The organism is Kitasatospora sp. NPDC101447, from assembly GCF_044767225.1.
Taxonomy (GTDB): domain Bacteria; phylum Actinomycetota; class Actinomycetes; order Streptomycetales; family Streptomycetaceae; genus Kitasatospora.
This window is the reverse complement of sequence record NZ_JBIWNL010000044.1, coordinates 16731-43186: the sequence shown is the minus strand read 5'-3', so window position 1 is coordinate 43186 and position 26456 is coordinate 16731. Positions and strand designations below refer to the sequence as shown.

The following is a 26456-nucleotide window of genomic DNA, read 5'->3' as shown; positions in this document are numbered from 1 at the left end:
CCCCATGAAGATTTCCCGCACGGTGACCGCCACGGCCGCCGCCGTCGCCCTGATCACCGTGGTGTGCGGCGGCTGCTCCAGCAGCACCAAGACGACGACCACGGCGACCACCTCACCCGCGGCGAGCCCCACGGCGACGTCCACGGCGGGCGCCACCAGCAGCCCGACCGCCACGTCGACCTCGACGGAGAGCCCGAGCCCCACCGCCGGAGCCACCGGCGCGGCCGTGGTCGGGGCCGCCACCGTCGGCAAGTTCCAGAACGTCCTGGTCGACTCCCAGGGCAGGACGCTCTACCTGTTCGAGGCGGACACCTCGCCCACCTCGACCTGCTACGACGCCTGCGCCACCGCCTGGCCGCCCCTGCTGACCACCGGCACCCCCACCGCCACCGGCGGTGCCGACCAGGCCAAGATCACCACCACCGCCCGCAAGGACGGCACCTCCCAGGTCGTCTACAACGGCCACCCGCTCTACTACTTCGAGGGCGACACGGCGAAGGGCGACGCCAACGGCCAGGAGTCCAGCGCCTTCGGTGCCAAGTGGTACGTGGTCAACGTCTCGGGCAACAAGGTCGAGGGCGACTGAGCGGATGGCTGACGCCGAACGGCCGTCCCGTCCCCGGCGGCGGGCCCCCGGCCTCCTGTGGGCGCTCCTGCCGGTGGCGGTGACGGCCGGGCTCTTCTGGTACGGCCGGGCGCACACCCCCGACTACACGAGCAGCCTCTTCGGCCGCCGCTACGCCGACGCCAACCAGCTCAAGGCCCAGCTCGGCACCGCCCTGCTGGGCCTGGCGCTGGTCCAGCTCCTGCTGGCGCTGTGGATGTACGGCCGGCTGCCGGGCGCGGCCGCCGCGCCCCGCCCGGTCCGGACCGGGCACCGGGTGGTCGGCCTGGGGGCGTTCCTGCTCTCCCTCCCGATCGCCTACCACTGCATCACCGCCTACGGCGTGCAGCTGACGGACAGTCGGATCGCCCTGCACTCGTTCGCCGGGTGCTTCCTCTACGGCGCGTTCGTCGCCAAGGTCATCGTGGTCCGCCACCGCCGCGCGCCCGGCTGGGCCCTGCCCGTCGCAGGTGGCGCGCTCGTCGTCCTGATCGCCCTGCTCTGGTACAGCGCGGCGCTCTGGTACCTCGACGGGGACCACGTACCCGGCCTGTGAAACCGCCGGCGGCCCCTCGCGAGGAGCGGGGGGCCGCCGCACCGTTCAGCTCTGCCGGGGGAACGCGGAGGTGCGGGTGAGGACCGCGACCGCGACCAGGGCGAGGGCGGAGAGGCCCTGGAGGACGGCGTACCAGGGCGGGCAGAGGCCGGGGATCAGGTCGACGCCGACGAGCGCCACCGGCATGACCGTCGAGACGGTGCGGAGCCGGTCGAAGTCCCGGTAGGAGCCCTCGGCGGCCCGGGTGGCGAGCCGGAGGAGGAGCGGGGTGACCGCGAGGAGGATCACGCCGCGGACCCACATGAACGAGGTCGCCTCGTGCCCGGTGAACGCCATCACCGCGACCGTGGCGAGGATGACGGCGCTGACGGCGCCGAAGAGCGTGATGCACTTCTTCACCACGGTGAAGCTGTCCTGAGTGGTGGTGGTCGCCATGGTGCTGTTCCCTCCGTGTCGTTGTGGGAACGACGCTACGGAGTCGGGCCGCGCCCCGGTACGGGCTTGGCCCCACCGGTGGGTGGGGCCAGCCACACTCCCGGGCCGACCCTGCGGGCGCCGGGGAGGAGGTGGTCGGACCGGCACCGCGCCGGGCACGCGCGGAGGCCCTCGACCAGGGAAGGGACGAGGGCCTCGCGCGCGTCGGGCGGGTTCCGGGTCAGCCGCCGGACGGGTTCCTGGGGGCGCCGCCACCGGCACCGCCACCGCCGAAGCCACCGCCGCCGAAGCCTCCGGCGGCCGCGTTGCCTTCGACGAGCTGGCTGGCGGTGTAACCACCGTTGGCGTCGGGGGTGCCGACGACGGTCACGCTCTGGCCGGGCTGCAGGTCGGCGACCTTGCCCTCCTTGTTGAGCTGGACCTTCGTCGCGTCGCCGGTGGTGATCTTGACGGTGTTTCCGTTGGCGTCGGTCAGGTAGACCGTGGTGCCGTCGACGGCCTTGACCGTGCCCCGGGTGAGACCGGCCTGCCCGCCGCCCTGGCCACCCTGGCCGCCCTGACCGCCCTGACCGCCCTGACCGCCCTGGCCGGCCCCGCGGCGGGAACCGTTCTGCCCACCGCCCTGCCCGTACCCGCCCTGGCCCTGGCCACCCTGGCCCTGACCGCCGTACCCGCCGCCCCCCGCGGGGCGCTGGGCACCGGCGGCCGCCGCCGCGGGCCGGGCGGACTTGCCGGCGGAGGAACCGTTGCTCTGCTCGTACCAGACCCCGCCCGCGAACGCGCCGGTGGCGATCACGCCGCCGGCCAGCACCAGGCTGAGCCAGGGCAGCTTCCGCCGGGGCGGCGCGGCCAGCTCGGCGCTCACATCACGGGCGTCCGGCGGGGTGGAGAGCAGGGCGACCTGCTCGGCCGGGGTACTGCTGACCGTGGCGATCTCTTTGCTCATGGGTTGGAGTCCTACTCGTGCCGGAGGGCGTCGATCGGCCGCAGCGAGGCGGCCCGGTTGGCGGGGTAGCTGCCGAAGAACAGCCCGATGGCGACGGCGATGCCGAACGCGCCGAGCACCGATTCGGGGATCACCACCGGCTTGATGCCGACGATGCTGAAGTGCGAGCCGACCATGCCGGCCGCCACGCCCAACCCCGCGCCGATCACCGACAGCAGCGTCGACTCGGTCAGGAACTGCCCGAGGATGACCGCGCGCGGCGCACCGAGCGCCTTGCGGATGCCGATCTCACGCGTCCGCTCGGTGACCGTCACCAGCATGATGTTGGTGATCCCGATCCCGCCGACGAGCAGCGAGATCGCCGCCACCGCGCCGAGCAGCACGGTGAACGTCTTGGTGGTGCTCTCGCGCGCCGTGAGCAGCGAGGCCTGGTTGGTGATCCGGAAGTCGGCCTTGCTCGGGTCGGCGATCGCGTGCGACGCGAGCAGCACCCGGGTGATCTCCGACTGGGCCGCCGTGGTCGAGTCCGCGGAGGCGGCCTGCACCAGGATCTGGTTCACCGTACCGAAGCCGGTGAAGGCGTTCTGCACCGTCGGCAGCGGGGCGATGACCACGTCGTCCGGGTCGGTGAAGCCGCTGCCGCCCTTGGCCTGCAGCACGCCGACCACGGTGAACGGCGTGCCGCCGAGGACGATCTGCTTGCCCACCGGGTCCTCGGCGTCGAACAGCTGCTTCGCCGTGGTGGCGCCGAGCACGGCGACCTTGCGCGAGCCGAGCACGTCGTCGTTGGTGAAGTACTCGCCCTTCGCGACCTTCTGGTTGGAGGTCTCGAAGTACGCCGGGTAGGTGCCGACGATCGAGCCGGGGCTGTACGAGATGTTCCCGTACAGCGCCGTGCCGGTGGTCGTGACGACCGGGGCCACCGACTTGATCGCCCCGGGGTCGGCGTCGTTCGCCAGCGCCTTGGCGTCGGCGACGGTGAGCTTCTTGACCGAGGACGCGGCCCGGGCGCCGCCCGCCGCCGAACCGGAGCTGACGGTCAGCGAGTTGGTGCCGAGCGAGGTGATCGAGTCCTTGACCGCGACCGACGAACCGTTGCCGACCGCCAGCAGCAGGATCACCGAGGCGACGCCGATCAGCACGCCGAGCATGGTGAGCGCCGAGCGCACCTTGTTGGCGGCCAGGCCGCCGACCGCGAAGCGGAGTGTCTGCCAGAGGATCACGCGGGCACTCCCAGGTCACGAAGGGCGGGTGGCGGCCCCTCCACCGGAGCCTGCCGGACGTCGCTCACGATCTGTCCGTCGACCAGTCGCAGCACCCGCTTGGCGTGCCGGGCGACCTCGTCCTCGTGAGTGATCAGGACGACCGTGCGGCCGGTGGCGTTGAGCCCGTCGATCAGGGCCAGCACCTCCTCCGTGGAGCGGCTGTCCAGGTTTCCGGTCGGCTCGTCGGCGAGCAGCATCGCGGGGGCGGTGACCAGCGCCCGGGCCACCGCGACGCGCTGCTGCTGGCCGCCGGAGAGCTGGTTGGGCTTGTGCCCGGAGCGCTCGCCGAGGCCGACCAGGGAGAGCGCGGCCAGGGCCCGGCGGCGCCGCTCGGCGGCCCGGACGCCCGCGTAGGCGAGCGGCAGCTCGACCTGGGCGAGGGCGGTGGTGCGCGGGATCAGGTTGAAGGACTGGAAGACGAAGCCGATCTTGCGGTTGCGCACCAGCGAGAGCTGCTGCTCGTCCAGGTGACCGACGTCGACGCCGTCCAGCAGGTAGCGGCCGGACGTCGGGACGTCGAGGCAGCCGAGGATGTTCATCAGGGTGGACTTGCCGGAGCCCGAGCTGCCCATCACGGCGACGAAGTCGCCCTGCTCGATGTCCAGGCTGACGCCCTGCGGCGCGCCGGTCTCCGGGTCGTCGGGCCCGCGCAGCGCGTGCACGGTGGCGTCACCGTGCCCGTACGACTTGGTGAGCCGGCGGATCCGGATCACCGGCACGGGCGTCGCGGGGACGCGCTTGTCGATGACGTGACGCATGCTCAGCCCCGACCGCCCCGGCCGCCGCCGCCACCGCCGCCGGCACCGCCCGCACCGCCGCCCGGGAAGACCCCGGCGCCGCCGCCGGCGCCGCCGCGGTTGCCGCCGGCGCCCGGGAAGGAGCCGTTCGGGAAGCCGTTGCTGCCGCTGGTGGTGGGGAGTTCGACCTTGTCGCCCTCCTTCAGTCCGGACACCACCTGGACCGTGCTGTCGCCCTCGACGCCGACCCCGACGGTGACCCGCTCGGTGGCGCCGTTCTCGTGCACCACGGTCGCGGTGCGGGAGGTGCCGGTGCCCGACAGGGCTGAGGTGGGCAGCGAGAGCGCGTTGTCGGCCTCGCCGGTGATCACCTGGACGGTGGCGCTGAGACCGGTGCGCAGGGTGCTGGTGTCGCCGCTCAGCTGGAGGGTCGCCGCGTACTGGACGGCGGAGGAGCCCGCGGCGCCGCCGGAGCCGCTACCGCTGGGCAGCGAACTGACCGACAGGACGGTCGCGTTGAGCTTGGTGTCGGACTGCGCGTTCAGCGTGACGGTGGCCGCCTCGCCCTTCTTCAGCTTGAGCGAGTCGAGCTCGGAGAAGTTCGCGGTGACCTGCATGCCGGTCGGGTTGGTGAGCACGATGAATCCGCTGGGGGAGCTCGAACCCGTGCTGGTGCCCGTCGACTTGGTGGAGCCGCTGCCGGTGGACCCGGAGGCGGTCGCGCCGACCGTGTCGCCGACCTTGTTGGAGATCGAGGCGACGGTGCCGTCCGTCGAGGCCGTCAGCGTCGTCCCGCTCAGCGCCGCCTGGGCGTTGGAGAGGCTGGTCTGCGCGGTGGCGACCTGCTGCTCGGCCTGGGCCACGGCCGCGTCGTCGACCTTGGTGGTGGTGATGGTGGTGGTCTGCGGGGCGGGCGTACTGCTCCCGCCCGCCCCGCGTCCGCCACCGGCGGTGCCGGACCCGCCCCCGGACCCCCCGGAGGACGGGGCCGGCAGCGGCTCGGTGGTCGTGGTGGTGACCCCGGCCTGCGCCTTGGTGAGGTTGGCGTTGGCCGTGGTGAGGGCCACCCGGGCCGCGTCCACCTGCTGCTGCGCCGCCGTGGTGTCGACGGTGGCGAGCACCTGACCCTTCTTCACGGCGTCCCCGACCGCGACCTTGACCGCGGTGAGCTTGCCACCGGTGGTGAAGTCCTGGGCCGCGTCGGTGGGCGAGATCAAGGTGCCGGTTCCGGACACGGTGGCCAGGACCGTTCCCTTGCCGACCGTCGCCGTGCGGGTCGTGGGCTTGGCCGAGGCCGGACCGGAGCTGCCGCTGACCGTGGCGTACACCAGGGCCGCGCCGCCCAGCAGGGCCACGCCGAGCGCGGAGTTGACGAGGACGGCACCGCGCCGCCGTGGGAGCACCTTCATGGCGGACAGCTTCGCGGGGCGCTCTTGCGGAGCCCTGAGCGCAGGCTGGGAGAAGACTGAACGGTCGGATCCGGGCATTCCGGACGGATTGCCCGCCCCGCGCGACCTGCTTGGCCGCTCCGTGGGCGACCGTTGGCCGAACTCCCAGCCGGCTCCCAGCGATCCACAGCTTTCCGGGAGCGATCCGGGACGGAACCGGGACAACTCCGGGGCGGCTCCGGAACCGCTGCGAAACGGCCGCGGGAACGACTGCCGAACGGCTCATGAACGGCCGCGGGAACGGCCGCGCGCAGGAACGCCGCAGGAACGCCGCAGGGGCGCGCCGGTGGAGGCGCGCCCCTGCGGGTCCTGCGGGTCCTACGGGTCCTACGGGTCCTGCGGGTCCTGCCGACCCCTGCGGCCCCGGAGGGTCGGAGCGGGGGTCAGAGCGACTTGCGGAAGGCCTCGGCCACCGACAGGAAGATCGAGTTGCCCTCGGCCTCCCCGATCGACACCCGCACGCCCTCCGGGAACGGCCGCACGATCACGCCCGCCTCGGTGCAGGCCGCGGCGAACTCCGCCGAGCGCTCGCCGAGTCCGAGCCAGACGAAGTTGGCCTGCGAGTCCGGGATCTCCCAGCCCTGGGCGCGCAGCCCGGCCACCACCCGGTTGCGCTCCTCGACCAGCGCGTCCACCCGCTCCAGCAGCGCCTCCTCGGCACGCAGCGAGGCGACGGCGGCGTTCTGGGCGAGCTGGGTCACGCCGAAGGGGACGGCGGTCTTGCGCAGCGCGGCCGCCACCGGCTCGTGCGCGATCGCGAAGCCGACCCGCATGCCCGCCAGGCCGTACGCCTTGGAGAAGGTGCGCAGCACGCAGACGTTGGGGCGGTCGCGGTAGAGGTCGATGCCGTTGGGCACCTCGGCGTCGCGGATGAACTCGATGTAGGCCTCGTCGACGACCACCAGGACGTCACCGGGGACGGCGTCCAGGAAGCGCTCCAGCTCGGCGCGGTGGATCACGTTGCCGGTCGGGTTGTTGGGGTTGCAGACGAAGATCAGCCGGGTGTTCGGGGTGATCGCGGCGAGCATCGCGTCCAGGTCGTGGTCGCCGGCCTCGGTGATCGGCACCGGGACGGGCGTGGCGCCGGCGATCTGGGTGATGATCGGGTAGGCCTCGAAGGAGCGCCAGGCGAAGATCACCTCGTCGCCCGGGCCGGCCGTGGCGAGGATCAGCGACTGGGCGACGCCGACCGAGCCGGTGCCGGTGGCGATGTGCTCGGCGGGCACGCCGAAGCGCTCGGCCAGCACCGCGGTCAGCTCGCCGACGCCCATGTCGGGGTAGCGGTTGAGCGAGCCGGCGGCCTGGACCGCCGCCTCCAGCACGCCGGGCAGCGGGGCGTACGGGTTCTCGTTCGAGGACAGCTTGTAGGCGTCGGCGCCGGCCGGCTTGCCGGGCTTGTAGGTGGGGATGCCGTCCAGGGTCGGCCGCAGGCGCGGGCCCTGCGCTGACGTACCACTGCTCACGGTCGTACTCCGTTTCCAGAAGTTGCACAACTGTCCGGTGCGCTCGCCCGCCACGGACGGGTTCGCCCCCGTGCCCGGGATCTCCTGACGCGCCCGGACCACCCCGGTCGGGTGCCTTGCACCATACCGACCGCCCTCACCCGTAGGAGTGAGATGCCCGGTCGGGTTACAGGTGCAGATCAGCCATTCTGCCCGGTTCCTTTGGCACATGTCAGAGGTAAGAAGCCTGGTTTCGGGCGGGTATCGAAGGAGCGCACTACGGCTCACTCTTGGAGAAACGTATCTCCGAAGGCTCCCGATGCGCCGGTCACAGACCCTTGTCAGGAGCCATACGATCGGTCCGCCATGACAGCAGCAGCCAACCAGAGCGGTCGGCGACCCACCACCTCACGGCGTCTGGAGCGGGCCGGCATCCGGGATGTGGCGGCAGCCGCCGGAGTGTCGATCACCACCGTCTCCGACGCGCTGAACGGTAAGGGCCGCCTGCCCGACGAGACCCGCAGCCGGGTGCGCGAAGTCGCCGAGCGCCTCGGCTACCGCCCCTCGGCGGCAGCCCGAACCCTGCGCACCGGGCGGTCCGGCCTGATCGGGCTGACCGTCACGACCTACGGCGAAGAGCCCTTCACCTTCACCGAGTTCGCCTACTTCGCCGAGATGGCCCGGGCCGCCACCAGCGCCGCCCTCGGCCGCGGCTACGCGCTGGTGGTGCTGCCCGCCTCCTCGCGCCACGACGTCTGGGGCAACATCGCCCTGGACGGCACCGTGGTGATCGACCCGCCCGACCAGGACCCGCTGGTCAGCGAGCTGTACCGGTCGGGCGTCCCGGTCGTCAGCGACGGCAAGCCGGGCAACTGCCCGGTCACCGCCTGGGTCGACAACGACCACGAGGCCGCCGTCCTCGGCATCCTCGACCACCTCTCCGAAGCCGGCGCCCGCCGGATCGGCCTGCTCACCGGCACCAGCACCGACACCTACACCAGGCTCTCCACCGAGGCCTACCTCGGCTGGTGCACCAAGGTCGGGCAGGAACCGGTGTACGAGGCCTACCCGGCGCACGACCCGGCGGCCGGTGCGGTCGCCGCCGACCGGCTGCTCGCCCGCCCCGACCGGCCGGACGCCGTCTACGGACTGTTCGACCCCAACGGTACGGACCTGCTCGCCGCCGCCCGCCGGTACGGCCTGCGGGTGCCGGACGACCTGCTGCTGGTCTGCTGCAGCGAGAGCGACGTCTACGCGGCCACCGAACCGCCGATCACCACGCTCTCGCTCAAGCCGCGCAAGATCGGCACCACCGTGGTCAACCTGCTCATCGACGCGATCGAGGGCGTGGACTCCGGGACGGGCGTCGACATCGCGCGGCTCTTCCCGCCCCGGTTCCGCACCGCCGGCAACGGCCCGCCGCCGGGCACCCTGATGCCGACCGAACTGATCGTCCGCGCGTCCTCCCAACGCCGGAGCCCGCGCACCACCGTCAGCCCGCCCCGCCCCCCGGGCGAGGTCTAGACCGCCGATGCCGACCGGCACCGGCGGGGCACCGGCCGGACGCCTCCCGGGGCGCCGATCGAGGCACGGACCGGGACACCGGCGGGGCCCCCGAACGGCCCCGCCGGACACCGACCGGAGCCGGGCGAGCACGAAAGACGCCCGGCCAGAGCTGACGAGACCATACCGAGCCAGGACAAAACGGACCCTCATGGGCCGCCCGGCTGACGCTCCGGAGGATTGGATGCCCACCAGGTGACGACGGCGGGAGAGTGGTCTTCCTATGATGGGCGAATGACACCCGAGGACCGCTTCCCCGGGCCCGAGCACCCCCACCCGGGCCCCCGCCACCAGCCGGACCTCGACGTGCTGCCGTACGGCACCTATTACGAACCCGAGCCCGCCCAGGCCTACTCCGGCACCCCGTACGACGCCGAGACGTACAGCGGCTACGGCGGCGCCCGCTACCTGGAACAGCACTGGACCACCGACGGGCAGGGGCACACCGTGCACGCCCAGGGAAACACCGCGGGCCACGCCCGGGACCAGGCGGCGGCGTTCTCGCACCAGGACCACCCGGGGTACGACGCCCAGGACCGCCCGGCCTACGAAGGCCAGGAGCACGTCGGGTACGACGCGCAGGACCACGGCGGGTACGACGGCCGCGACCACGGCCCGTACGAAGGCCAGGAGCGCGCCGGGTACGACGGCCAGGACCACGCGGCCTACGACGCGCCCGAGCACGCGGCGTACGAGAACCGGGACACCGGCGGCTACGACGACCGCGCCGGCTACGAGCCGACCCTCCCCGACCAGCCCTCCCCGGCCCTCCGGCTCGCCGGCCGCGACGACCCGCCGACCATCGAACTCGGCCCGCCGCTGCCGCTCCCGGACCCCGCCGCCCCGACCTACCCCTACCCGGCCCCCGGCCCCGGCGAGCCCCCCGGCCCGGTGTACGTCGTCGGCGACGTGCACGGCTACCTGGAGGAGCTGCGCGCCGCGCTGCACGGCCAGGGCCTGATCGACGCCGACGGCCACTGGTCGGCGGGCCGCGCCCGGATCTGGTTCCTCGGCGACTTCACCGACCGCGGCCCCGACGGCATCGGCGTCATCGACCTGGTCATGCAGCTCGCCGCGGAGGCCGCCGCGGCCGGCGGCTACTGCCGCGCCCTGATGGGCAATCACGAACTGCTCTTCCTCGGCGCCGCCAAGTACGGCGACGAGCCCGTGCAGTCCACCGCCGGCACCGCCTCCTTCCTGGCCGCCTGGCGGCTGAACGGCGGTCAGCAGAACGACCTGGACCGCCTGGAGGCGCACCACATCAGCTGGCTGTCCCGGCTCCCCGCCATCGCGCTGGAGGACGACCACCTGCTGCTGCACTCCGACACCACCGCCTACCTGGAGTACGGCGAGTCCATCCCCGACGTCAACGACGCCGTGCACGGCCTGCTCTCCGACGGCAGCGTGGACGAGTGGTGGGACTGCTTCCGCCGCTTCACCAAGCGCTTCGCCTTCCGCGGCGACGCCGGACCGACCGCCGTCCACGAGCTGCTGGACACCTACGGCGGCAGCCGGATCGTGCACGGGCACAGCCCGATCCCGTACCTCACCGGCGCGGTGCACGCGGACGACGGCCAGCCGCCGCACATCCCCGGACCGTACGTGTACGCGGACGACCTCGCGGTGGCGATGGACGGCGGCGTCACCATGGAGGGGCGGCTGCTGGTCGCCCGACTTCCCGTCAACTGACGGCGGTCGTCGAACGGTTGTTCCCGGCGCCCGGGCCGTCGCGCACGCGCGGCCCGGGGCGCGAAATTCCGGAAACCGACTGTCAGCCCGGGCACACCCGCCCCTACCATGAGGCACACCACACCCGGCCGCCCGTCCGGCGGCCCGCCTCCGCGCCCGTTTCGGCGTCCTGAGGGCGCCCGCGCCCCCGGGGCGGAGCGAACCGGGGTCCGCACGAACGGGGTCCCCATGTCCAACCCCCCGCCGCTGCTCGCCGAGGACCGCCCGGAGTTCGAGCGCCTCCTCGCCGAAGCACTGCGCGACCGCACCGTCCTCACCGCCCTGCGCGCGCCCGGCGCGCTCACCACCGACCAACTGCGCATCCGCGCGCTGCGCGACGCCGACGGCATCAACGCCGCCGCCGGCACCGAGTACGCGCACTACAGCCGGCTGCGCGAGAGCCTGCGCACCACACCCCCGCCACCACCCGGCGCCGAACCCACCGCCCCCGGCCTGCTCACCCAACTGCGCTCCGCGAACGGCGGCGCCGGACTGTTCCCCGTCCTCACCGTGCTCACCCCGATCCTGGCCTGGGCCGCCGCCGTCTTCCTGCTGCTGATCGGCTACCTGCTGCGCGCCGCCGACCCGGACCTCGCCCTCGCCCGCTCGCTCGTCACGGCCGGCTGGGTGGCACTCGCCGCCGGAGTCGCCGCGATGGCCATCGGCATCGTCGGGCTCCTCCTCACCGCCATACGCGACGGCGCCGCGGCCGCCCCGGCCGGCACCGACCCGGAGCTCGCCGCCGAACTCACCGACGCCCGCACCGAGTGGCGCACCGCGCTGCGCGACCGCGGCCTGCTGCCCTACCTGCACGCCGCGCTCCCGCCGGTGCCCGGGCGCGAGCGCGCCGCCGACCCCGGTACCGCCTCCGGCCCGCCGGCCGCCTCCCCCGCCGACTCCCCCGCCGGCGACCACGACCCCGCCGAGCGGCCCGACTTCAGCAGCCCCGACTTCAGCAGCCCCGGCTACACCTCGCCCGCCTTCACCAGCCCCGGCCCCGACGGCCTGACCGACCCCGAGGGCCGCACCCCCCGCCCCGCCGCGTTCACCACCCCCGACTTCACCGGCCCCGGGTACACCGGCCCCGGCTACACCCCACCGGCCTTCACCGGCCCCGACGACGTGACCTGACCCGTCGACCACCACCCCCGCGACTCAACCCGAGTTCGGATCCGGGGGATGCATACACCCCCGATCCGGGTGCGACCACCATCGCCCGGGGCACCGCCTCCCGCCAGGCTGGAAGCACACGAGACCGCCGACCCGGGGGAGGCCGATGATGAGCATCGGACGGACCGGACCACAGCACACCGCGCACACCCGCACCGCACCGACGGCACTGCTGGTCACCGCCCTGCTGCTGGCCCTGCTCGGGCTGCTCCCCGGCGCGGGGCCGGCACGTGCCACCACGCCGAAGGCCCCGGGCGCGACCGCCCCGGCCACGAAGTCCCCGGCGGCCATGAACCGGGCGACGACCCCGGCCCCGACCCCGGCGCCGAAGGCTCCGAGCGCCGCCCCGGCCGCCGCGGGCGACCCGGTCGAAACCCGGGTCGACTTCGCCGGCGCCGGCGGCACCGTCCTGCACGGCCTGGTGCTGACCCCGCCCACCGCCACGGCCCGCCACCGCGGACCCGGGCTGGTCATGGTCCCCGGAGCCGGCCCTGGCCCGCTGGGCGAACTGCGGCCGGCCGCCGAGGCGTACGCCCGACGCGGCATCACCACACTGATCTTCGACAAGCGCACCGACGGCTACTCGATGACCCACCGCGACTACGGGCAACTCGCCGACGACGCCCTCGCCGCCGTCCGGCTGCTGCGCGCCCGGCCGGAGGTCGCACCGGGCCGGGTCGGCCTGTGGGGCCTCTCCGAGGGTGCCTGGGTGGTCTCGCTCGCCGCCGCCCGCTCCGGCGACGTGGCGTACCTGGTCACGGCCGGCGCGGTCGGCCTCACCCCGGCCCGCCAGCAGGCCTGGGCGTACGACGGCTACCTGCGCCACGCCGGCGTCTCCGGCTCGCTGCGCACCGCGCTGCCCGACAGCTCGGTGCGGGTGCTCGCCGCCGCCGGACTCTTCCCGGAGGCCGACTACGACCCGGTGCCGGTGTGGGAGCGGGTCCACCAGCCGGTCCTCGCCGAGTGGGGCACGCTCGACCGCGAAGCCGCCCCGGAGGAGAGCGCCGCGATCATCCGGCAGGCCCTCGACCGCGCCGGCAACACCCACTACACGCTGCGGACGGTCCCCGGCGTCCGGCACAACCTGCACCTGACCGACGACGACGGGTACGACCGGCCCGACCGGCTGCCGCCGGACTACGCCGAGGCCGAGACCGCCTGGATCCAGCGGCTCGCCACCGCGCTCCCCGCCGCCTCGGCCGATCCGGCCCCGCACCAGGACACCCTCAGCCACGCGCTCGCCCCGCTGCCCTGGTACCAGCGCACCTGGGCCGAAGCCGTCGCCACCCTGCTCTGCCTGACCGGCTTCGCCGGCTACGCGCTGACCGGCGCCGCCCGCCGGATCCGCCGCCGACCGCGCTCCGCCGCCCTGCCCCGCGCCGCCCGTTGGGCGGCCGCCACCGGCACCGCCGCGCTGCTGGGCGGGCTCGGCTACCTGTTCTTCCTGATGGTCACGGCCGCGATGTTCCCCGGGCCGGTGCTGCTCGGCCGTCCGGTGGTCTGGCTGGCGGTGCAGCTGCTCGCCGTGGTCGCGGTGGGATCCGCGGGCATCGCCGCCTGCACCGCGCTGCGGCGGCGGGCCGCCCTCGCCGCCACCCGCGGCCTGGACCGCGCCCGGCTCGGCGCGCTGCTGCTGGCCTCGGCGGTGTTCGTGCCCTGGGCCCTGTCGTGGGGCCTGCTGCTGCCCTGACGGCGGACCGCACCGGCACCCGCTCCCCGCCCGGGGGGCGGGTTCGCCCGTGCGCGCGCCGTCCCCCGGGCGGGGCGCCGGTCAGACCGCGCCCGTACAGGCAGGGCGCCGGTCAGCCCGCCCCGGCCCCGTGCGGGCAGGGTTCGGCGAGCGGCCCGTCCCCGAACCGGCTCGGCCACGGCGGGTGCTCCCCGACCGGCAGCCCCGCGGCCACCGCGTTCCAGCGCTCGACCCAGGGCCGGGCCAGGTCGGGGCAGCACCACACCCGGTCCAGGTTCCAGTACGGGCTCCGCCACCTGGCACGCCGCACGGCGGGCTCGTGCAGGCGCCTGACCCGGAAGCCCTCCAGGTGGCGCCGCCGGATGATGACGCTGATGTGGCGCCTCCCGCCGCCGCGGTGCAGCCCCACCACGTGCACGTCGCCGTCCTCGTCCGGGTAGCGGGGCGGGGACACCCAGAGCCGCGCCCCCGGCGCGAAGTGCCTGAGCCCGGACCGCACCTGCGCACCGTCCGGGCCGTGGGTGGTCGTGGCGGCGACGTTGGCCACCACACACCATTCCGGCGGCGCGCCCGCGCCCTCCGTCTGTTCGGACATGCGGGGAGTCTGCACCCGGGCCATGCCCTCCCACCAGCGCTTTTCCCGCTCAGCCGGCCGCCGCCGCGACGCACGACGGCGCTGCCCCGGCAGCGGGCCCACCGGTGGCCGGCCCGCCGGCGGCGTCCGCCGCCGCCCGGACGAACGCCAGGACCCGCGCGGTCGAGTTGCCCTCCCGCCAGATCGGGCCGCGTTCGATCGGCGGCGCGTCGTGGATGGGCACGTAGGCGACGTCCGGGCGCGGGTAGTAGCGGCGGGAGTGCTCGCCGACCGGCAGCACGCCGCGGCCCAGGGCGACCAGGCTGAGCATCTCGGAGAACGTCCCGCCGGACGGGCCCCTGGTGACCGGCCGACCGGACGGCGTGTGGTCGGGGGTGCGGTCCCGCTTGAAGCCCACCGAGGTGACGGCCGGGTACTGCACCACCGGGTGGTCGGCGAGCACCTCGATCGACACCGACCGCTCCGCGGCCAGCGGGTGCCCGGCGGCCACCGCGAGGACCCGCTGCTCGGTCAGCAGCACCGGCCCGCAGGCCATGCCGTCGAACGGGTAGGAGGCGATCAGGACGTCCACCGAGCCGTCCACCAGGCTCGCCCGGGAGTTGGAGAGCTGGACCTCGCGGACGTCGACCCGGCAGTCGGGGTGCCGCTCGCCGAACAGCGCGACCGCCTTGAGCAGCAACGGAGCCGTCCACTCGCCGAGGAACGCGACCCGCAGCTCCCCGGTCACCCCGCGGCTGGCGTCCTCCGCCCGGCGCAGGGCCGCCGCCATCGCCTCCACCACCGGGGCCAGGTCGTCGGCCAACTGGCTTCCCACGGCGGTGAGTCGCACCGTCCGGCTGGTACGTTCGAACAGCGGGCCGCCGATCCGGCGCTCCAGCTTCTTCACCACCTGGCTGACCCGCCCGGTGGTCAGGCGCAGACGCTCGGCCGTCCGGCCGAAGTGCAGCTCCTCCGCGAGCGCGAGGAAGACCTCGACCTCCAGCCGCTCCAGCATCCGCCCGCCCCGTCCCTCGATCGTTGAATCCGGCTCAACGATCGTACGTCGATCATGCGTTGATGGCAGGTCCGTTCCGGAGGATCGTGGAACACGTCACCGACCGCGCGGAACAGCCCGCGGCGATCCCCCGAGCCACGCCCGGAGCCCCCCATGACCAGCGCCACCGACCCGGCCGCCACCACCGCCGCCACCGACTCCGCCGGCACCGGGCGCCGGATCACCGCGGGCCTCTTCATGTCCCTCGACGGCGTGGTCGAAGCCCCCGAGACCTGGCACTTCCCGTACCTGAACGAGGAGATGGGCGCCGTCGTCGGCGGCCTCGCCGCCGCGGCCGACACCCTGCTGCTCGGCCGGCGCACCTACGAGACCTTCGCCGCCACCTGGCCGCAGCAGACCGGCGACATGGCGGACGCGCTCAACGCGATCCCCAAGCTGGTCGTGTCCACCACGCTCGACAAGGCCGAGTGGAACAACTCCACCGTCCTCTCCGGCGACCTCGTCGCCGAGCTGACCAAGCTCAAGCGCCGGCCGGGCCGCGACATCAGCCTCTCCGGCAGCATCATGCTCACCCGGTCCCTGCTGCGCGCCGGACTGATCGACGACCTCCACCTGCTCGTCCACCCGATCGTCCTGGGCTCCGGCATCCGCCTGTTCACCGAGCAGGACCGGATCCCGCTGCAGCTCGCCCACTCGGCCACCTTCCGCACCGGCGTGGTCCACCTGCACTACCGCCAGGCCTGACCACCACCCACGACACCCCCACCCACCGGAGGACCCACCATGCGCGTCATCGCTTTCGACCACCTCGTCCTCAACGTCTCGGACGTCGAGCGTTCCCTGGCCTTCTACGTGGACCAGCTGGGCCTGGAGCCCGTCCGCGTCGACGAGTGGCGGGCCGGGAAGGTGGGGTTCCCCTCCGTCCGCGTCACCGCCGACACCATCATCGACCTGACCGACCGCCCCCGGCAGGAGTCCAACGTCGACCACATCTGCCTCACCGTCGAGCCCCTCGACTGGCAGGAGGTCATCGACGCCGGCACCTTCACCGTCCTCGAAGGCCCCGTCCCCCGCTACGGCGCCCGCGGCACCGCCACCTCCCTCTACGTCCGCGACCCCGACGGCAACACCGTCGAACTCCGCTGGTACCCCGCGGACGCCGGCCACTGACCACGGCGCCGCCCCGGCCCCACGGGGGTGGACCGGGGCGGCACCGTCCGCGGCGACGGGAACGGCACAGGGTGACCCCGGCGGGATGATGATCCCGTGGAACAACTGACCGAAGATGATCTCAATCGCCTGAACGACTTTCTCTGCGCCCGGCTGCACGACGCCGCGGCGCTTCCGGCGAGCGAGGCCGACAGGATCGGCCAGGCCCTGTCCGTGACGCTTCGATCTGCGTACACCGAGGCACTACGCGGGGTGCGGATGAAGCGGACGTCCCTCGGATACGTGCCCCAGAGGGCCCGGACCGCGCAGGCGTGGGATCTGATGGTCGGTGCTGCGACCGTCTGGCAGAACCACTCGGACTTCCCCGCCGATCTCGCCGTGCGGGCCGTACGGTTCCATCTCCGTCCGCGGTGACGGGAAAGCGGGCCGGCTCGGGCGATTCTCGTCAGTCGAAGGTCAGCCGGCTGCCCCAGGCCGCGCTCGCACCACTACGCCAGACGGCCAGGCCCGTGTACGTGAAGACGCAGCCGAGACCGACCCAGTCGTCGCCGTCGTCGTGGCGGAGAGAGCGGTCCGCGAAGGCGGTCCGGAGGTCGTCGAGCGGGATCACCGTGAAGGCCTCGCCCGATTCCACCGGGAAGTGGCGGACCTCGATCCAGCCCTCACGCACGTACGGGAGCAGGGGAGCGAGCTGGCGATCGACCCACTCGGAGAGCTCCGTGCCGGTCAGCTCGGTCGGCAGATCCTCCCAGATGCCGAACGGCCCGGTGAGCATGCCGCTGAACTCGGCGGCGCAGACCAGCACCTTCTGTTGCTCGCGGGTGAGTTCGTCCCAGCCGGGCAGACCTTCACCGGTCGCGGCCGGAAGCGCGCTCGTGTGCCACGACTCGCACGCGGACTCGGTGGCGTGCAGGTCGAACGTCGCGGCCGCCTTCGGGCTCCAGAGCCAGTTGGCCGGCTCGGCCAGCACGTGCTGCAGCTGCGAGCCGGTCACGACGGGATCGGTCGGGGCAGCACCCATACCCTGTCGTATCCGGACGGTGAGCAGACCGCGCTCGACCAGATCCAGGACGACCGGGGCCAACTGGGGTACCAGCGCGCGCTGTTCGTCCCGGCTGTAGCTCCGTAGCGGCGGAGCATCCTTCGCCCCGGCCCACCGGAGATCGATTCCGTACTGCTGGACCGTTCCGGCCAGGGGCGACTGCCACAGACCACAGCGCATCAGCGTCTGCTCGGCCGGGCTCAAGGCGTTCCAAGGCTGCATGGCACGGATCATCCCAGGCACGGCCCTGCGCCACGGAGCGGTTTTCCGCGGTTCTGATCTGGCAACAACGTGCCCCTCCGGCGCAGTGGGCCTCGGTCTCGGCCACGGTTACCTGCCGGTTGCCGCCACGCACACAAAGGTTGCCGTGATCGGGAGGACTTTCCGAGAGCCGCCGGCACGTCGTCCACTGGTCATGACGGCATGGCATGCATCTCAGTGCGCCCGCGCTGCGCCGGGAAGCCCCCTCCTGCCTCCCGGAGCAGCGCGGTCCACACCGATGGTCAGTCGGCCAGCGGGAGGTAGACCCGGTTGCCCTGGGCCTTGAACTCCTCGGACATGGCCTGCATGCCGGCCACCGCCTCGGCGTCGTAGCCGGAGGCCACGGCCGTGGCGCCGTCGCCGTGCTCGTCGCGGATCTTCTGGGAGATCTTCATCGAACAGAACTTCGGGCCGCACATGGAGCAGAAGTGGGCCGTCTTGGCGGGTTCGGCGGGCAGCGTCTCGTCGTGGAAGTCGCGGGCGGTCTCCGGGTCGAGGGCCAGGTTGAACTGGTCCTCCCAGCGGAACTCGAAGCGGGCGTCGGAGAGCGCGTCGTCCCATTCCTGGGCGCCGGGGTGGCCCTTGGCGAGGTCGGCGGCGTGGGCGGCGATCTTGTAGGTGATCACGCCGGTCTTGACGTCGTCCCGGTTGGGCAGGCCCAGGTGCTCCTTGGGCGTGACGTAGCAGAGCATCGCGGTGCCCCACCAGGCGATCATCGCGGCGCCGATGCCCGAGGTGATGTGGTCGTAGCCGGGGGCGACGTCGGTGGTGAGCGGGCCGAGGGTGTAGAACGGCGCCTCGTCGCAGATCTCCTTCTGGAGATCCATGTTCTCCTTGATCTTGTGCATCGGGACGTGGCCCGGGCCCTCGATCATCACCTGGACGTCGCGCTCGCGGGCGATCCGGCCGAGCTCGCCGAGGGTCTGCAGTTCGGCGAACTGCGCCTCGTCGTTGGCGTCCGCGATCGAGCCGGGGCGCAGGCCGTCACCGAGCGAGAAGGTCACGTCGTAGGCGGCGAGGATGTCGCAGAGTTCCTCGAAGTTGGTGTAGAGGAAGTTCTCCTGGTGGTGCGCCAGGCACCAGGCGGCCATGATCGAGCCGCCGCGCGAGACGATGCCGGTCTTGCGGCGGGCGGTCAGCGGGACGTAGCGCAGCAGCACGCCGGCGTGGACGGTCATGTAGTCGACGCCCTGCTCGCACTGCTCGACGACGGTGTCCCGGTAGACGTCCCAGCTCAGCTCCTCGGCCTTGCCGTCCACCTTCTCCAGGGCCTGGTAGAGCGGCACGGTGCCGATCGGCACGGGGGAGTTGCGCAGGATCCACTCGCGGGTGGTGTGGATGTTGCGGCCGGTGGAGAGGTCCATGACGGTGTCGGCGCCCCAGCGGGTGGCCCAGGTCATCTTCTCCACCTCCTCCTCGATCGAGGAGGTGACGGCCGAGTTGCCGATGTTGGCGTTGATCTTCACCAGGAAGTTGGTGCCGATGATCGCCGGCTCCACCTCGGGGTGGTTCACGTTGACCGGGATGACGGCCCGGCCGCGGGCCACCTCGTCGCGCACGAACTCGGGCGCCAGACCCTCGCGGAGGGCCACGAACTCCATCTCCGGGGTCACCACGCCCCGCTTGGCGTACGCGAGTTGGGTGACGGCCGCACCGCCGCGGCCGCGCAGCGGACGGCGCGGGCGGCCGGGGAAGACGGCGTCCAGGTTGCGCAGGTTCCCGCCGCGCGGCGCGGTGTGCTTGATCCCGTCGTCCTCGGGGCGCGGCTCGCGGCCGTCGTACTCCTCGACGTCGCCGCGCTGGCGGATCCAGGCGTCGCGCAGCGCGGGCAGGCCGCGCCGCACGTCGGGCTCGTACGCCGGGTCGGTGTACGGGCCGGAGGTGTCGTACAGCGGGACGGACCTGCCGTTGGTGAGCCGCACCTCGCGGTAGGGGACCCGCAGGTCGGGGCGGGATCCCTCGCGGTAGGCCTTGCTCCAGGCCGGGGTCGGGTAGCCGGTGCGCTCGCTGCTGGGGGCGCTCCGGACAGACTGCGGCTGTGCGTCGAACGTGGTCATCTGACCTCTACTCCCTACGCCGGCATTACCCGGTCAGGTTCCTGCGGTCGACGCAGCCGTCGGTCCGTCCGTCGACGTCCCGGTCAGCGCCCTCTCAGCCCGGTGCTCCGAGCTCCCGCGTCGCAGGCGGTGTTGCCTGCACATGACGCCCAACACGGTAGCGAGCCGATCGCCGCTGGTCCAGAGCGGGTCCATTGGCCGGGAACGGCCGAGGCCCGGCTCCCCGTGACGGGGACCGGGCCTCAGGGCGGCGTTCGGGAGGGAGGTCAGCTCTTGGCGGCCTTCTTCACCAGGATCACCACGGCGGCCGCGATGCCGACCACCACCAGCAGCTTGATCGCGAAGCCCAGCAGCGTCCCGATCACCCCGAAGACGAAGGCGACGATGTTCCAGGCCAGCACCAGGACCAGCACCGGGATGACGATGTTGCGCACCCAGGAGGGCAGCGACTTCCAGAGCTCAGCCATGTCCGTTCCTCTTCTCCCCTCGGGCCGGCCGCCGTCCGGTGCCGGATCCCGCTTGCTTTCGATACTTCGATCGTACGGGGGCCGGAGTGCCGGAACGAGGCCCAACGGCCCGGAGAGAACCCCGAGATCACCCCGACCCCGACCCCCGGGGAACACCCCCGGGGATCTACGGGGACACCCCCTGGAAGGCCCCCGCCGAACGGCCGGGAACCGGTCCGCCGCCGGTCGGAACGGCGGTCGGAACGGCGGGCGGAGGGGCGGGCGGTCGGCGGGGGCCGCCGGATCCGCGGCAGGATCCGCCGCCGGTCAGACCGGCCAGCGCTCACCGCGCCAGGCGGCGTCCCAGAACATCCACTCGTAGCGTGAGGTGGTCACGAAGTGCTCGACCACCTTGCGGCGTTCGGCCGCGGAGAGCTCCTCGCCGATCCGGTCGGTGAGCGCCAGCACCCGGCGGACCACCGACTGGAACGCGTCGTCGCCGTAGGTCGCGATCCACTTGGCGTAGAGCGGGTCGGGGGAGCCCTGGGCGAGCAGGGCCCCGCCGACCCGGGCGTAGATCCAGTAGCAGGGCAGCACCGCGCCGACGGCCTCGGCGAAGGAGCCGCCGTAGACGGTGGCCAGCAGATAGCTGGTGTAGGCCCGGGTGGTGGGCAGCACGGGTTCGGCGGCGGCCTGCTCGGCGGTGCCGCCGAAGGCGGTCAGGAACTCCGCGTGCATGCCCTGCTCGGCGGCCAGTGCGCCGACCGCGTCGTCGGCGAAGGCCCGGACGTCCTCCTCGCCGGGCGCCTTGGCGGCGCAGACGGCGAGGGCGCGGGCGTAGTCGCGCAGGTAGTGCGAGTCCTGGACGACGAAGTGGCGGAAGGCCTCGCGCGGCAGGGTGCCGTCGGTGAGGCCGGCGAGGAAGGGGTGGGCCAGGATCTCGGCGTAGACCGGCTCGATGGCCGCCCAGAGTTCCTCGGTGAGGCTGCGTTCTTCGGTGAGGCTGCGGGTCATGCGGACGACCCTAGGCGAGCGCCCCGGCGGCGGCGGTCCCCGGCCACGGGCCGGACGGCGGGGCTCCGGCGGCGGGGTCCCCGGCCACCGGCCGGTCGGCCCTCCTCCGGGGGCGGGAGCGGGCCTTCGGCACCAATCCGCCGTGTGGTGGTTCCCCCGGGCGGTGCCGCCTGCCAGGCTTGGGCGGTATGAAGGGTTTCGTCATCAAGACACTGATCAACGCGGCGGCCATCTGGGCCGCCGCCTGGATCGTCGCAGGCATCCAACTCGCCCAGGGCAACGCCGACTGGCAGCACAAGGCACTCACGGTGCTCGGCGTCGCCGTCGTCTTCGGCGTCGTCAACTGGCTGATCAAGCCGGTGGTCAAGCTGTTCTCGTTCCCGCTGTTCATCCTCACACTGGGCCTGATCACCTTCGTGATCAACGCCCTGATGCTGATGCTGACCTCGTGGGCGTCGGGGAAGCTGCAGCTGGACTTCCACGTGACCGACTTCTGGGCCGCGCTGTTCGGTTCGCTGATCATCAGCCTGGTGGCGTGGGGCCTGCACCTGGCCCTGGACGACGACTGACCGCCGTCGTGCGGAGTGTGCGCGAGGGGCCCGTACCCGGGTGGACCACCCGGGTACGGGCCCCTTCGTCGTGCCGCGCGCGTGCCGCGGGGCGCTCCGGGCATCACCGCGGGATCGCCGCGGGCGTCCTCCGCGGGCGTCCTCCGCGGGCCGCCTCAGCCCGCGTTCTCCCGCCCGCGGAGGATGGCCGCGAGCTTGGCGTCGAGCTCCCGCCCGATCAGCTCCTGCCCCACCGGCACCAGCCGGGCGGTGCCGGCCAGGAAGCCGAGCAGCGGCGCGGACGGGGCCCGCAGTACGGCGTCGCCGGCGGGGGAGCGCAGCAGGATGCGCACCTCCGTGGACGCCTCGTCGACCGGGTGGATGTGCACGTCGCCCTCGCCCGCCGGGCCGGTGATCCCGTCGAGCAGCAGCTCCCGCGCGAAGAACCAGGTCACCGGTGCGTCACCGGGCAGGTGGAAGGCGAGCCGGACGGCGTACGGATCACCGGCCTCGTAGACCGCGTCCACCGGGACGCGCACGGAGAGCTCGTGCGAGACCACGAGGTTCATCACCAGGTGCCCCTGGACTCTGCTGTGCTGCATGGCGCCAGTCCTCTCGTTCTGCCCCGGTCGGGCTTCGACCCGGTCCCGGGGGTCCGGACGCATTCCCGGGGTTTCGCCCCATTCCCGGGGTTTCGACGCATTCCCGGCGCGGGAGACTCCCGCACAACGCTCCAGCCCCGGAGGTGGCCATGGGCCCCGACAACCGAACCCCGCCACCGCGCCCGGTCGTGAAGCGGACGGCGCGGGCGATCCTGCTGGAGCTGGACCCGGACGATCCGTACGGCCCGGCCTCGATCGTGCTGATCCGGCGGGTCCGGCCGGGCGCGCCGCACCCGTACTGGATCACGCCCGGCGGCGGGGTCGAGCGCGGCGACCGGACGGTGGTCGAGGCGCTGCACCGCGAGGTGGACGAGGAGCTCGGCGGCAAGGTCGTGGACGTGGTGCCCGCCTTCGTCGACACCATCAGCCACACGCACCACGACGACGGCACCCTCCTGCACCCGCACGGGGTCAAGGTGCAGCACTTCTTCGTCTGCCGGCTCGCCTCGATGGACCTCAGCCGACGGCACGGGCCGGAGGTGACGGAGCCGAACGGGGAGTACGAGGTGGTCCGGCTGCCCTTCACCCGCGAGGGGGTCACCTCGGTCAACGTGGTCCCGCCCCGGCTGCGGGCGTACCTGGCGGCCAACATCGAGGGCATCCGCGCGCTGCTCGCGCCCGATCTCGGGTGATCACCCGGCGGCCAGGTCGCCGACCAGGTCGTGCCGGATCCGCTCGGCCGGCACTCCCGCGCGCAGCAGCACCCCGACGCCCCGGCGCACCATCGCGGGCGGCCCGCTGAGCACCGCGTCGCGGCCCGCCCACGGGCCGAACCGGCCGACCACCTCGGGGAGTTCGCCGGTCATCGTCCCCAGGGCCGGGCCGTTGCCGCTGCCGGACAGCACCGGGTGCACCGTCAGCCAGGGGTGGACCCGGGCCAGCTCGCGCAGCCCGTCCAGCGCGTACAGCTCGGCGGTGCGGCGGGCGCCGTAGAACACCTCGACCCGGCGGCCGGGCGCGCCGTGCCCGGCGATCTCCTCGACCAGTGCGCGGATCGGCGCGATGCCGGTGCCGCCGCCGAGGCAGAGCAGGTCCGCGCCGCCGGTGTGGTCGACGGTCATCGCGCCGGCCGCCGGGCCCAGCCGCAGCACGTCCCCGGGTGCGGCCCGGTGGACCAGCGCGTTGCTCACCCAGCCCGCCTGGACGGCCTTGACGTGGAAGGTCAGCAGCCCGTCCGGGCGGGGCGCGGCGGCGAAGGAGTAGTGCCGCCAGACCCGCGGCCACCAGGGCGTCTCCAGGCTGGTGTACTGCCCGGCCCGGAACGGGTACGCCTGGTCGGGGCGGACGGTGATCACCGCGACGTCCCGGGTGGGGCGCTCGTGCCGGACCACCTCGCCCTGCCACCAGGGCGGCGAGGTGCGGGCGGCCTCCTCGGCGGCCTCGATCATGATCGAGGAGATCAGCCGGTAGGCGCGCCGCCAGGCCAGCTCCGTGTCGGTGTCCCAGCGCCCGCCCGTGTACCTGGCCAGCGCCTGCACCAGGCACTCGCCCACCGGGGCGTAGTGGCCGGTCAGGGTGCCGTACCGGCGGTGGCCGCGGCCGAGAGCGCCCAGCCTGGCGCGCAGGGCCACCGGGTCCTCGGCGCCGCGGGCGGCGGTGAGCAGGGCGCGGAACAGCCGGTCGCGCTGGACGTCCATGGCGGCGGGGAAGAGCGAGCGGACCTCGGGGTGGTGCAGGAAGAGCAACGCGTAGAAGTGCGCGGTGGCCCGGTCGGCCACCGGCTCGACGGCCGCGAGGCTGTCCCGGATCAGCTCGATGTCCCGCGCGGTGAGCGGCAGTTCGACGGCGGGGACGAGGGCCTGCCCGACGCCGGGGTTTGCGGCCGGCAGTGCGACCGGCAGTGCGGACGGCGCCGCGGGGGGCGCGGGCAGTGCGGCGACGGGCGTCGCCGGAGGCTGCCCGGCGGGGGTCGGCGCGGCCCAGGCGTCGCTCCAACTGTCCCCTGGTCCGGCCCAGTTGAGTCCGGGTGCGTCGGCGAACAGCGGGCGGAAGGCGGGCGAGCTGCCGGTGACCGCGACCGCCTCCGGGTAGCTCGGCGCCGGGTGGTCCGGCGCCGGGAAGCTCGGCCCGGGCGAGCCCGGTGCGGGGACGGTCGGCGGCTCGGACGGCATCGCCGGGATCACCGGGCGGAGGTGCTCCGCCCCACGAGCGTCCGGCGCCGGCGGGAGGACGGTCGCCGGCGGGAGGACGGTCGCCGGCGGGAGGACGGTCGCCGGCGGAAGGACGGCCGCGGGCGCGCCCGCCGGCGGTACCAGCGGCAGCGTCAGCACCGGAGGCACCGGCGGCGTCGGCAGCACCGGTGGCAGGTCCGGCGGGTCCAGTGGCATCGGCGGCCGGACGGCCCGCGTCGGCGACGGCGCCTGCGGCAACGGAGTCCCCTCGGGCGGGAGCTCCGGCAGGCCCGGGACGGACGTGGCCCCCGCCGAGCCGTGCCCGGTGCGGACCAGAAGTGTTCTGCGGGACTTCACCGCTACGTTTCGAGTACCCAAGAGAATCGTTTCGCCTCCGGCCGGCCTACGCCACCACCTGGCTTGTCTCTGTTGACGCCTAGGCAGCGTGGCACGCCCGAAGTGCTCATCCGACAAATCACGCGAAGCCCGGACACCCGGCCCGGGAACGCGCTACTCTCACTCGATCGCGGTTGCCCTGAGTGGCCCCCCGTCCACCCAGGGCAACCGTCGTCGCTCGACGGCGCCGCTCCTCAGAGCTGCCGCAGCAGCATCCCCGGCTGCTCCACGCAGTCCGCGACGAACCGCAGGAAACCGCCCGCCGTCCCGCCGTCGCAGACCCGGTGGTCGAAGGTGAACGACAGCTGCGTCACCTCGCGCACCGCCAACTCCCCGCCGTGCACCCACGGTTTGGCGACGATCCGGCCGACCCCGAGCATCGCCGCCTCGGGGTGGTTGAGGATCGGGGTGGAACCGTCCACGCCGAACACCCCGTAGTTGTTCAGCGTGAAGGTGCCGCCGGTCAGCTCGGCCGGGGTGAGCGCGCCACTGCGCGCCGCCTCGGTCAACCGGCCCAGCTCCTCGCCGAGCTGCTCGGTGCTGCGGGCCTGCGCGTCCCGCACCACCGGGACGACCAGGCCGCGCTCGCCCTGTGCGGCGAAGCCCAGGTGCACCGCCGAGTGCCGGACGATTCCCGAACCGTCCTCGGTCACCGAGGAGTTGAGCTCGGGGAAGCGCGCCAGCGCGACCGTGCAGATCCGCGCCAACAGCGCCAGCACGCTCACCTTCGGGCCCGGAGTCGCGTTCAACTGCCGCCGCAGTGCCATCAGTTCGGTGGCGTCGGCATCCACCCAGCAGGTCGCCGCCGGGATCTCCCGGTGGCTGCGGCTGAGCTTCTCGGCCACCGCCTTGCGCAGCCCGCGCAGCGGGACGACGCCCTCCGGCACCGCGGCCGCGGCGGGCCGGGCGGCGGCGACCGGAGCGGCCACCTTGGCCGCGACCGCCCGTTCGACGTCCGCCCGCATGATCAGCCCGTCCGGTCCGCTGCCGGTGAGCGCGGCCAGGTCGACGCCCTGCTCCCGGGCCAGCCGCCGCACCAGCGGCGAGATCACCGGCACCACGACCGGCGCGGCCGGAGCCGGGGCCGGAGCCGCAACCGCCGCAGCCGCCGCAACCGCCGTCACCGCCGGAGCGGCCACCGGAGCCGCCCCCGCAGCGGCCACCCCGACCCGGCGCCGCCGACCGCCCTTCCCGGTCTCCGCGACGCCGTACCCGACCAGCGGCCGCTCGACCTCGGCGGAGGCCGCGGGAGCGCGCCCGGCACCCGACCCGGCCGAACCCGCCGACCCGGCGGAACCCACCGGCTCGTCGGCCGCCCCGCCCGACGCCGCCACCGCGACCGTCACCAGCGGAGCGCCGACGGCGATCTCCTCGCCCTCCTCGCCGTACCGCGCGGTGACCACCCCGCCGTACGGGCAGGGCACCTCCACCACGGCCTTGGCGGTCTCCACCTCCACCACCGGCTGGTCGACGGCGATCACCTCGCCGACCTCGACCATCCACCGCACGACCTCCGCCCCGGTGAGTCCCTCACCGAGGTCGGGCAGCCGGAACTCCCGCACGACGGGCATCATGC

At 73.7% G+C, this 26456-nt stretch carries 26 protein-coding genes and 1 riboswitch; of the genes, 11 read left to right on the top strand and 15 right to left on the bottom strand.

Translation table 11 applies throughout. The features are described from left to right. Positions 1-4: 4 nt before the first annotated feature. Together ACIRST_RS37030 and ACIRST_RS37025 are read left to right on the top strand one after the other, a co-directional pair. Positions 5-586, top strand: coding sequence for a hypothetical protein (locus ACIRST_RS37030; RefSeq protein ID WP_402808161.1), 582 nt, complete (start codon positions 5-7; stop codon positions 584-586). 4 nt (positions 587-590) lie between these two features. After that, positions 591-1160 carry a DUF6529 family protein gene (locus ACIRST_RS37025; protein ID WP_402808158.1) on the top strand — a complete coding sequence of 190 codons (570 nt, stop codon included), beginning with the start codon at positions 591-593 and terminating at the stop codon, positions 1158-1160. A gap of 45 nt (positions 1161-1205) precedes the next feature. On the opposite strand, the gene ACIRST_RS37020 is transcribed toward ACIRST_RS37025, so the two are convergent. The 6 genes from ACIRST_RS37020 to hisC all read right to left on the bottom strand — a co-directional run bounded on the left by ACIRST_RS37020 (position 1206) and on the right by hisC (position 7454). After that, entirely contained in the window at positions 1206-1595 is a 390-nt protein-coding gene (locus ACIRST_RS37020) for a hypothetical protein (protein WP_402808156.1), read from the bottom strand. A gap of 220 nt (positions 1596-1815) precedes the next feature. Then, positions 1816-2541 (bottom strand): hypothetical protein, encoded by a 726-nt coding sequence (locus tag ACIRST_RS37015; RefSeq protein WP_402808153.1) that lies wholly within the window; start codon positions 2539-2541, stop codon positions 1816-1818. An 11-nt stretch (positions 2542-2552) separates the two neighbouring features. Further along, complete coding sequence (locus tag ACIRST_RS37010; RefSeq protein ID WP_402808150.1) at positions 2553-3764, bottom strand: ABC transporter permease; 1212 nt, start codon at positions 3762-3764, stop codon at positions 2553-2555. Next, positions 3761-4564: an ABC transporter ATP-binding protein gene (locus ACIRST_RS37005; protein WP_350523671.1), complete on the bottom strand. Its 804-nt coding sequence runs from the start codon at positions 4562-4564 to the stop codon at positions 3761-3763. Before ACIRST_RS37005 ends, ACIRST_RS37010 begins: the two co-directional genes overlap by 4 nt. Before the next feature lie 2 nt (positions 4565-4566). After that, a complete protein-coding gene (locus tag ACIRST_RS37000) occupies positions 4567-5952 on the bottom strand; it encodes an efflux RND transporter periplasmic adaptor subunit (RefSeq protein WP_402808147.1) in 1386 nt (461 codons plus the stop codon). A 422-nt stretch (positions 5953-6374) separates the two neighbouring features. Then, positions 6375-7454 carry a histidinol-phosphate transaminase gene (gene hisC, locus ACIRST_RS36995; protein WP_350523669.1) on the bottom strand — a complete coding sequence of 360 codons (1080 nt, stop codon included), beginning with the start codon at positions 7452-7454 and terminating at the stop codon, positions 6375-6377. Between the two features lie 345 nt (positions 7455-7799). Between hisC and ACIRST_RS36990 the strand changes: the two genes are divergently transcribed. From ACIRST_RS36990 to ACIRST_RS36975, 4 genes are all read left to right on the top strand, one after another. Next, positions 7800-8957: a LacI family DNA-binding transcriptional regulator gene (locus tag ACIRST_RS36990; RefSeq protein WP_350523668.1), complete on the top strand. Its 1158-nt coding sequence runs from the start codon at positions 7800-7802 to the stop codon at positions 8955-8957. A 273-nt stretch (positions 8958-9230) separates the two neighbouring features. After that, positions 9231-10685, top strand: a complete 1455-nt coding sequence (locus ACIRST_RS36985) for a metallophosphoesterase (RefSeq protein ID WP_402808143.1) — start codon at positions 9231-9233, stop codon at positions 10683-10685. Between the two features lie 228 nt (positions 10686-10913). Beyond that, positions 10914-11855, top strand: coding sequence for a hypothetical protein (locus tag ACIRST_RS36980; RefSeq protein WP_402808140.1), 942 nt, complete (start codon positions 10914-10916; stop codon positions 11853-11855). Between the two features lie 148 nt (positions 11856-12003). Next, positions 12004-13584 (top strand): alpha/beta hydrolase family protein, encoded by a 1581-nt coding sequence (locus tag ACIRST_RS36975; RefSeq protein WP_402808138.1) that lies wholly within the window; start codon positions 12004-12006, stop codon positions 13582-13584. A 112-nt stretch (positions 13585-13696) separates the two neighbouring features. On the opposite strand, the gene ACIRST_RS36970 is transcribed toward ACIRST_RS36975, so the two are convergent. Continuing rightward, the gene (locus tag ACIRST_RS36970) at positions 13697-14179 is read right to left on the bottom strand and encodes a hypothetical protein (RefSeq protein WP_402808135.1); all 483 of its coding nucleotides are present in this window, start codon (positions 14177-14179) and stop codon (positions 13697-13699) included. Positions 14180-14228: 49 nt separating this feature from the next. Beyond that, a complete protein-coding gene (locus tag ACIRST_RS36965) occupies positions 14229-15173 on the bottom strand; it encodes a LysR family transcriptional regulator (RefSeq protein ID WP_350523663.1) in 945 nt (314 codons plus the stop codon). A 153-nt stretch (positions 15174-15326) separates the two neighbouring features. Between ACIRST_RS36965 and ACIRST_RS36960 the strand changes: the two genes are divergently transcribed. From ACIRST_RS36960 to ACIRST_RS36950, 3 genes are all read left to right on the top strand, one after another. Beyond that, a complete protein-coding gene (locus ACIRST_RS36960) occupies positions 15327-15917 on the top strand; it encodes a dihydrofolate reductase family protein (RefSeq protein ID WP_402808134.1) in 591 nt (196 codons plus the stop codon). Between the two features lie 39 nt (positions 15918-15956). Then, positions 15957-16343 carry a VOC family protein gene (locus tag ACIRST_RS36955; RefSeq protein ID WP_350523661.1) on the top strand — a complete coding sequence of 129 codons (387 nt, stop codon included), beginning with the start codon at positions 15957-15959 and terminating at the stop codon, positions 16341-16343. Between the two features lie 96 nt (positions 16344-16439). After that, positions 16440-16757: a hypothetical protein gene (locus ACIRST_RS36950; RefSeq protein ID WP_402808131.1), complete on the top strand. Its 318-nt coding sequence runs from the start codon at positions 16440-16442 to the stop codon at positions 16755-16757. 31 nt (positions 16758-16788) lie between these two features. On the opposite strand, the gene ACIRST_RS36945 is transcribed toward ACIRST_RS36950, so the two are convergent. The 4 genes from ACIRST_RS36945 to tenA form a co-directional block, all read right to left on the bottom strand. Beyond that, entirely contained in the window at positions 16789-17607 is an 819-nt protein-coding gene (locus ACIRST_RS36945; RefSeq protein WP_402808130.1) for a hypothetical protein, read from the bottom strand. Between the two features lie 281 nt (positions 17608-17888). After that, entirely contained in the window at positions 17889-19703 is a 1815-nt protein-coding gene (gene thiC, locus ACIRST_RS36940; protein WP_402808127.1) for a phosphomethylpyrimidine synthase ThiC, read from the bottom strand. Then, positions 19698-19832: riboswitch (TPP riboswitch) on the bottom strand. Its footprint overlaps the gene before it by 6 nt. Before the next feature lie 137 nt (positions 19833-19969). Next, positions 19970-20170 carry a DUF5326 family protein gene (locus ACIRST_RS36935; RefSeq protein ID WP_350523657.1) on the bottom strand — a complete coding sequence of 67 codons (201 nt, stop codon included), beginning with the start codon at positions 20168-20170 and terminating at the stop codon, positions 19970-19972. Between the two features lie 306 nt (positions 20171-20476). Continuing rightward, a complete protein-coding gene (tenA, locus tag ACIRST_RS36930; protein WP_350523656.1) occupies positions 20477-21163 on the bottom strand; it encodes a thiaminase II in 687 nt (228 codons plus the stop codon). 188 nt (positions 21164-21351) lie between these two features. Here tenA and ACIRST_RS36925 point away from each other — a divergent pair, with 188 nt between their 5' ends. Next, positions 21352-21732: a phage holin family protein gene (locus ACIRST_RS36925; RefSeq protein WP_350523655.1), complete on the top strand. Its 381-nt coding sequence runs from the start codon at positions 21352-21354 to the stop codon at positions 21730-21732. Between the two features lie 155 nt (positions 21733-21887). Here the strand turns inward: ACIRST_RS36925 and ACIRST_RS36920 are convergent, their stop codons facing one another. Further along, positions 21888-22313 (bottom strand): SsgA family sporulation/cell division regulator, encoded by a 426-nt coding sequence (locus ACIRST_RS36920; RefSeq protein ID WP_402808124.1) that lies wholly within the window; start codon positions 22311-22313, stop codon positions 21888-21890. A 149-nt stretch (positions 22314-22462) separates the two neighbouring features. Here ACIRST_RS36920 and ACIRST_RS36915 point away from each other — a divergent pair, with 149 nt between their 5' ends. Next, positions 22463-23005 carry an NUDIX domain-containing protein gene (locus ACIRST_RS36915; RefSeq protein WP_350523653.1) on the top strand — a complete coding sequence of 181 codons (543 nt, stop codon included), beginning with the start codon at positions 22463-22465 and terminating at the stop codon, positions 23003-23005. Here the strand turns inward: ACIRST_RS36915 and ACIRST_RS36910 are convergent, their stop codons facing one another. Continuing rightward, a complete protein-coding gene (locus tag ACIRST_RS36910; protein ID WP_402808122.1) occupies positions 23006-24742 on the bottom strand; it encodes a globin domain-containing protein in 1737 nt (578 codons plus the stop codon). Between the two features lie 332 nt (positions 24743-25074). Continuing rightward, complete coding sequence (locus tag ACIRST_RS36905; protein WP_402808195.1) at positions 25075-26451, bottom strand: dihydrolipoamide acetyltransferase family protein; 1377 nt, start codon at positions 26449-26451, stop codon at positions 25075-25077. Positions 26452-26456 lie beyond the last annotated feature (5 nt).

Coding starts and splice junctions, on each gene's coding strand:
- ACIRST_RS36990 (WP_350523668.1), top strand. CDS start 7,800: ATGACAGCAGCAGCCAACCAGAGCGGTCGGCGACCCACCACCTCACGG.
- ACIRST_RS37000 (WP_402808147.1), bottom strand. CDS start 5,952: ATGAAGGTGCTCCCACGGCGGCGCGGTGCCGTCCTCGTCAACTCCGCG.
- ACIRST_RS36905 (WP_402808195.1), bottom strand. CDS start 26,451: ATGCCCGTCGTGCGGGAGTTCCGGCTGCCCGACCTCGGTGAGGGACTC.
- ACIRST_RS36915 (WP_350523653.1), top strand. CDS start 22,463: ATGGGCCCCGACAACCGAACCCCGCCACCGCGCCCGGTCGTGAAGCGG.
- ACIRST_RS36955 (WP_350523661.1), top strand. CDS start 15,957: ATGCGCGTCATCGCTTTCGACCACCTCGTCCTCAACGTCTCGGACGTC.
- tenA (WP_350523656.1), bottom strand. CDS start 21,163: ATGACCCGCAGCCTCACCGAAGAACGCAGCCTCACCGAGGAACTCTGG.
- ACIRST_RS37025 (WP_402808158.1), top strand. CDS start 591: ATGGCTGACGCCGAACGGCCGTCCCGTCCCCGGCGGCGGGCCCCCGGC.
- ACIRST_RS37005 (WP_350523671.1), bottom strand. CDS start 4,564: ATGCGTCACGTCATCGACAAGCGCGTCCCCGCGACGCCCGTGCCGGTG.
- ACIRST_RS36920 (WP_402808124.1), bottom strand. CDS start 22,313: ATGCAGCACAGCAGAGTCCAGGGGCACCTGGTGATGAACCTCGTGGTC.
- ACIRST_RS36925 (WP_350523655.1), top strand. CDS start 21,352: ATGAAGGGTTTCGTCATCAAGACACTGATCAACGCGGCGGCCATCTGG.
- thiC (WP_402808127.1), bottom strand. CDS start 19,703: ATGACCACGTTCGACGCACAGCCGCAGTCTGTCCGGAGCGCCCCCAGC.
- ACIRST_RS36975 (WP_402808138.1), top strand. CDS start 12,004: ATGAGCATCGGACGGACCGGACCACAGCACACCGCGCACACCCGCACC.
- ACIRST_RS36970 (WP_402808135.1), bottom strand. CDS start 14,179: ATGTCCGAACAGACGGAGGGCGCGGGCGCGCCGCCGGAATGGTGTGTG.
- ACIRST_RS36980 (WP_402808140.1), top strand. CDS start 10,914: ATGTCCAACCCCCCGCCGCTGCTCGCCGAGGACCGCCCGGAGTTCGAG.
- ACIRST_RS36935 (WP_350523657.1), bottom strand. CDS start 20,170: ATGGCTGAGCTCTGGAAGTCGCTGCCCTCCTGGGTGCGCAACATCGTC.
- ACIRST_RS37020 (WP_402808156.1), bottom strand. CDS start 1,595: ATGGCGACCACCACCACTCAGGACAGCTTCACCGTGGTGAAGAAGTGC.
- ACIRST_RS36945 (WP_402808130.1), bottom strand. CDS start 17,607: ATGCAGCCTTGGAACGCCTTGAGCCCGGCCGAGCAGACGCTGATGCGC.
- ACIRST_RS36985 (WP_402808143.1), top strand. CDS start 9,231: ATGACACCCGAGGACCGCTTCCCCGGGCCCGAGCACCCCCACCCGGGC.
- ACIRST_RS36960 (WP_402808134.1), top strand. CDS start 15,327: ATGACCAGCGCCACCGACCCGGCCGCCACCACCGCCGCCACCGACTCC.
- ACIRST_RS37015 (WP_402808153.1), bottom strand. CDS start 2,541: ATGAGCAAAGAGATCGCCACGGTCAGCAGTACCCCGGCCGAGCAGGTC.
- ACIRST_RS37030 (WP_402808161.1), top strand. CDS start 5: ATGAAGATTTCCCGCACGGTGACCGCCACGGCCGCCGCCGTCGCCCTG.
- ACIRST_RS36965 (WP_350523663.1), bottom strand. CDS start 15,173: ATGCTGGAGCGGCTGGAGGTCGAGGTCTTCCTCGCGCTCGCGGAGGAG.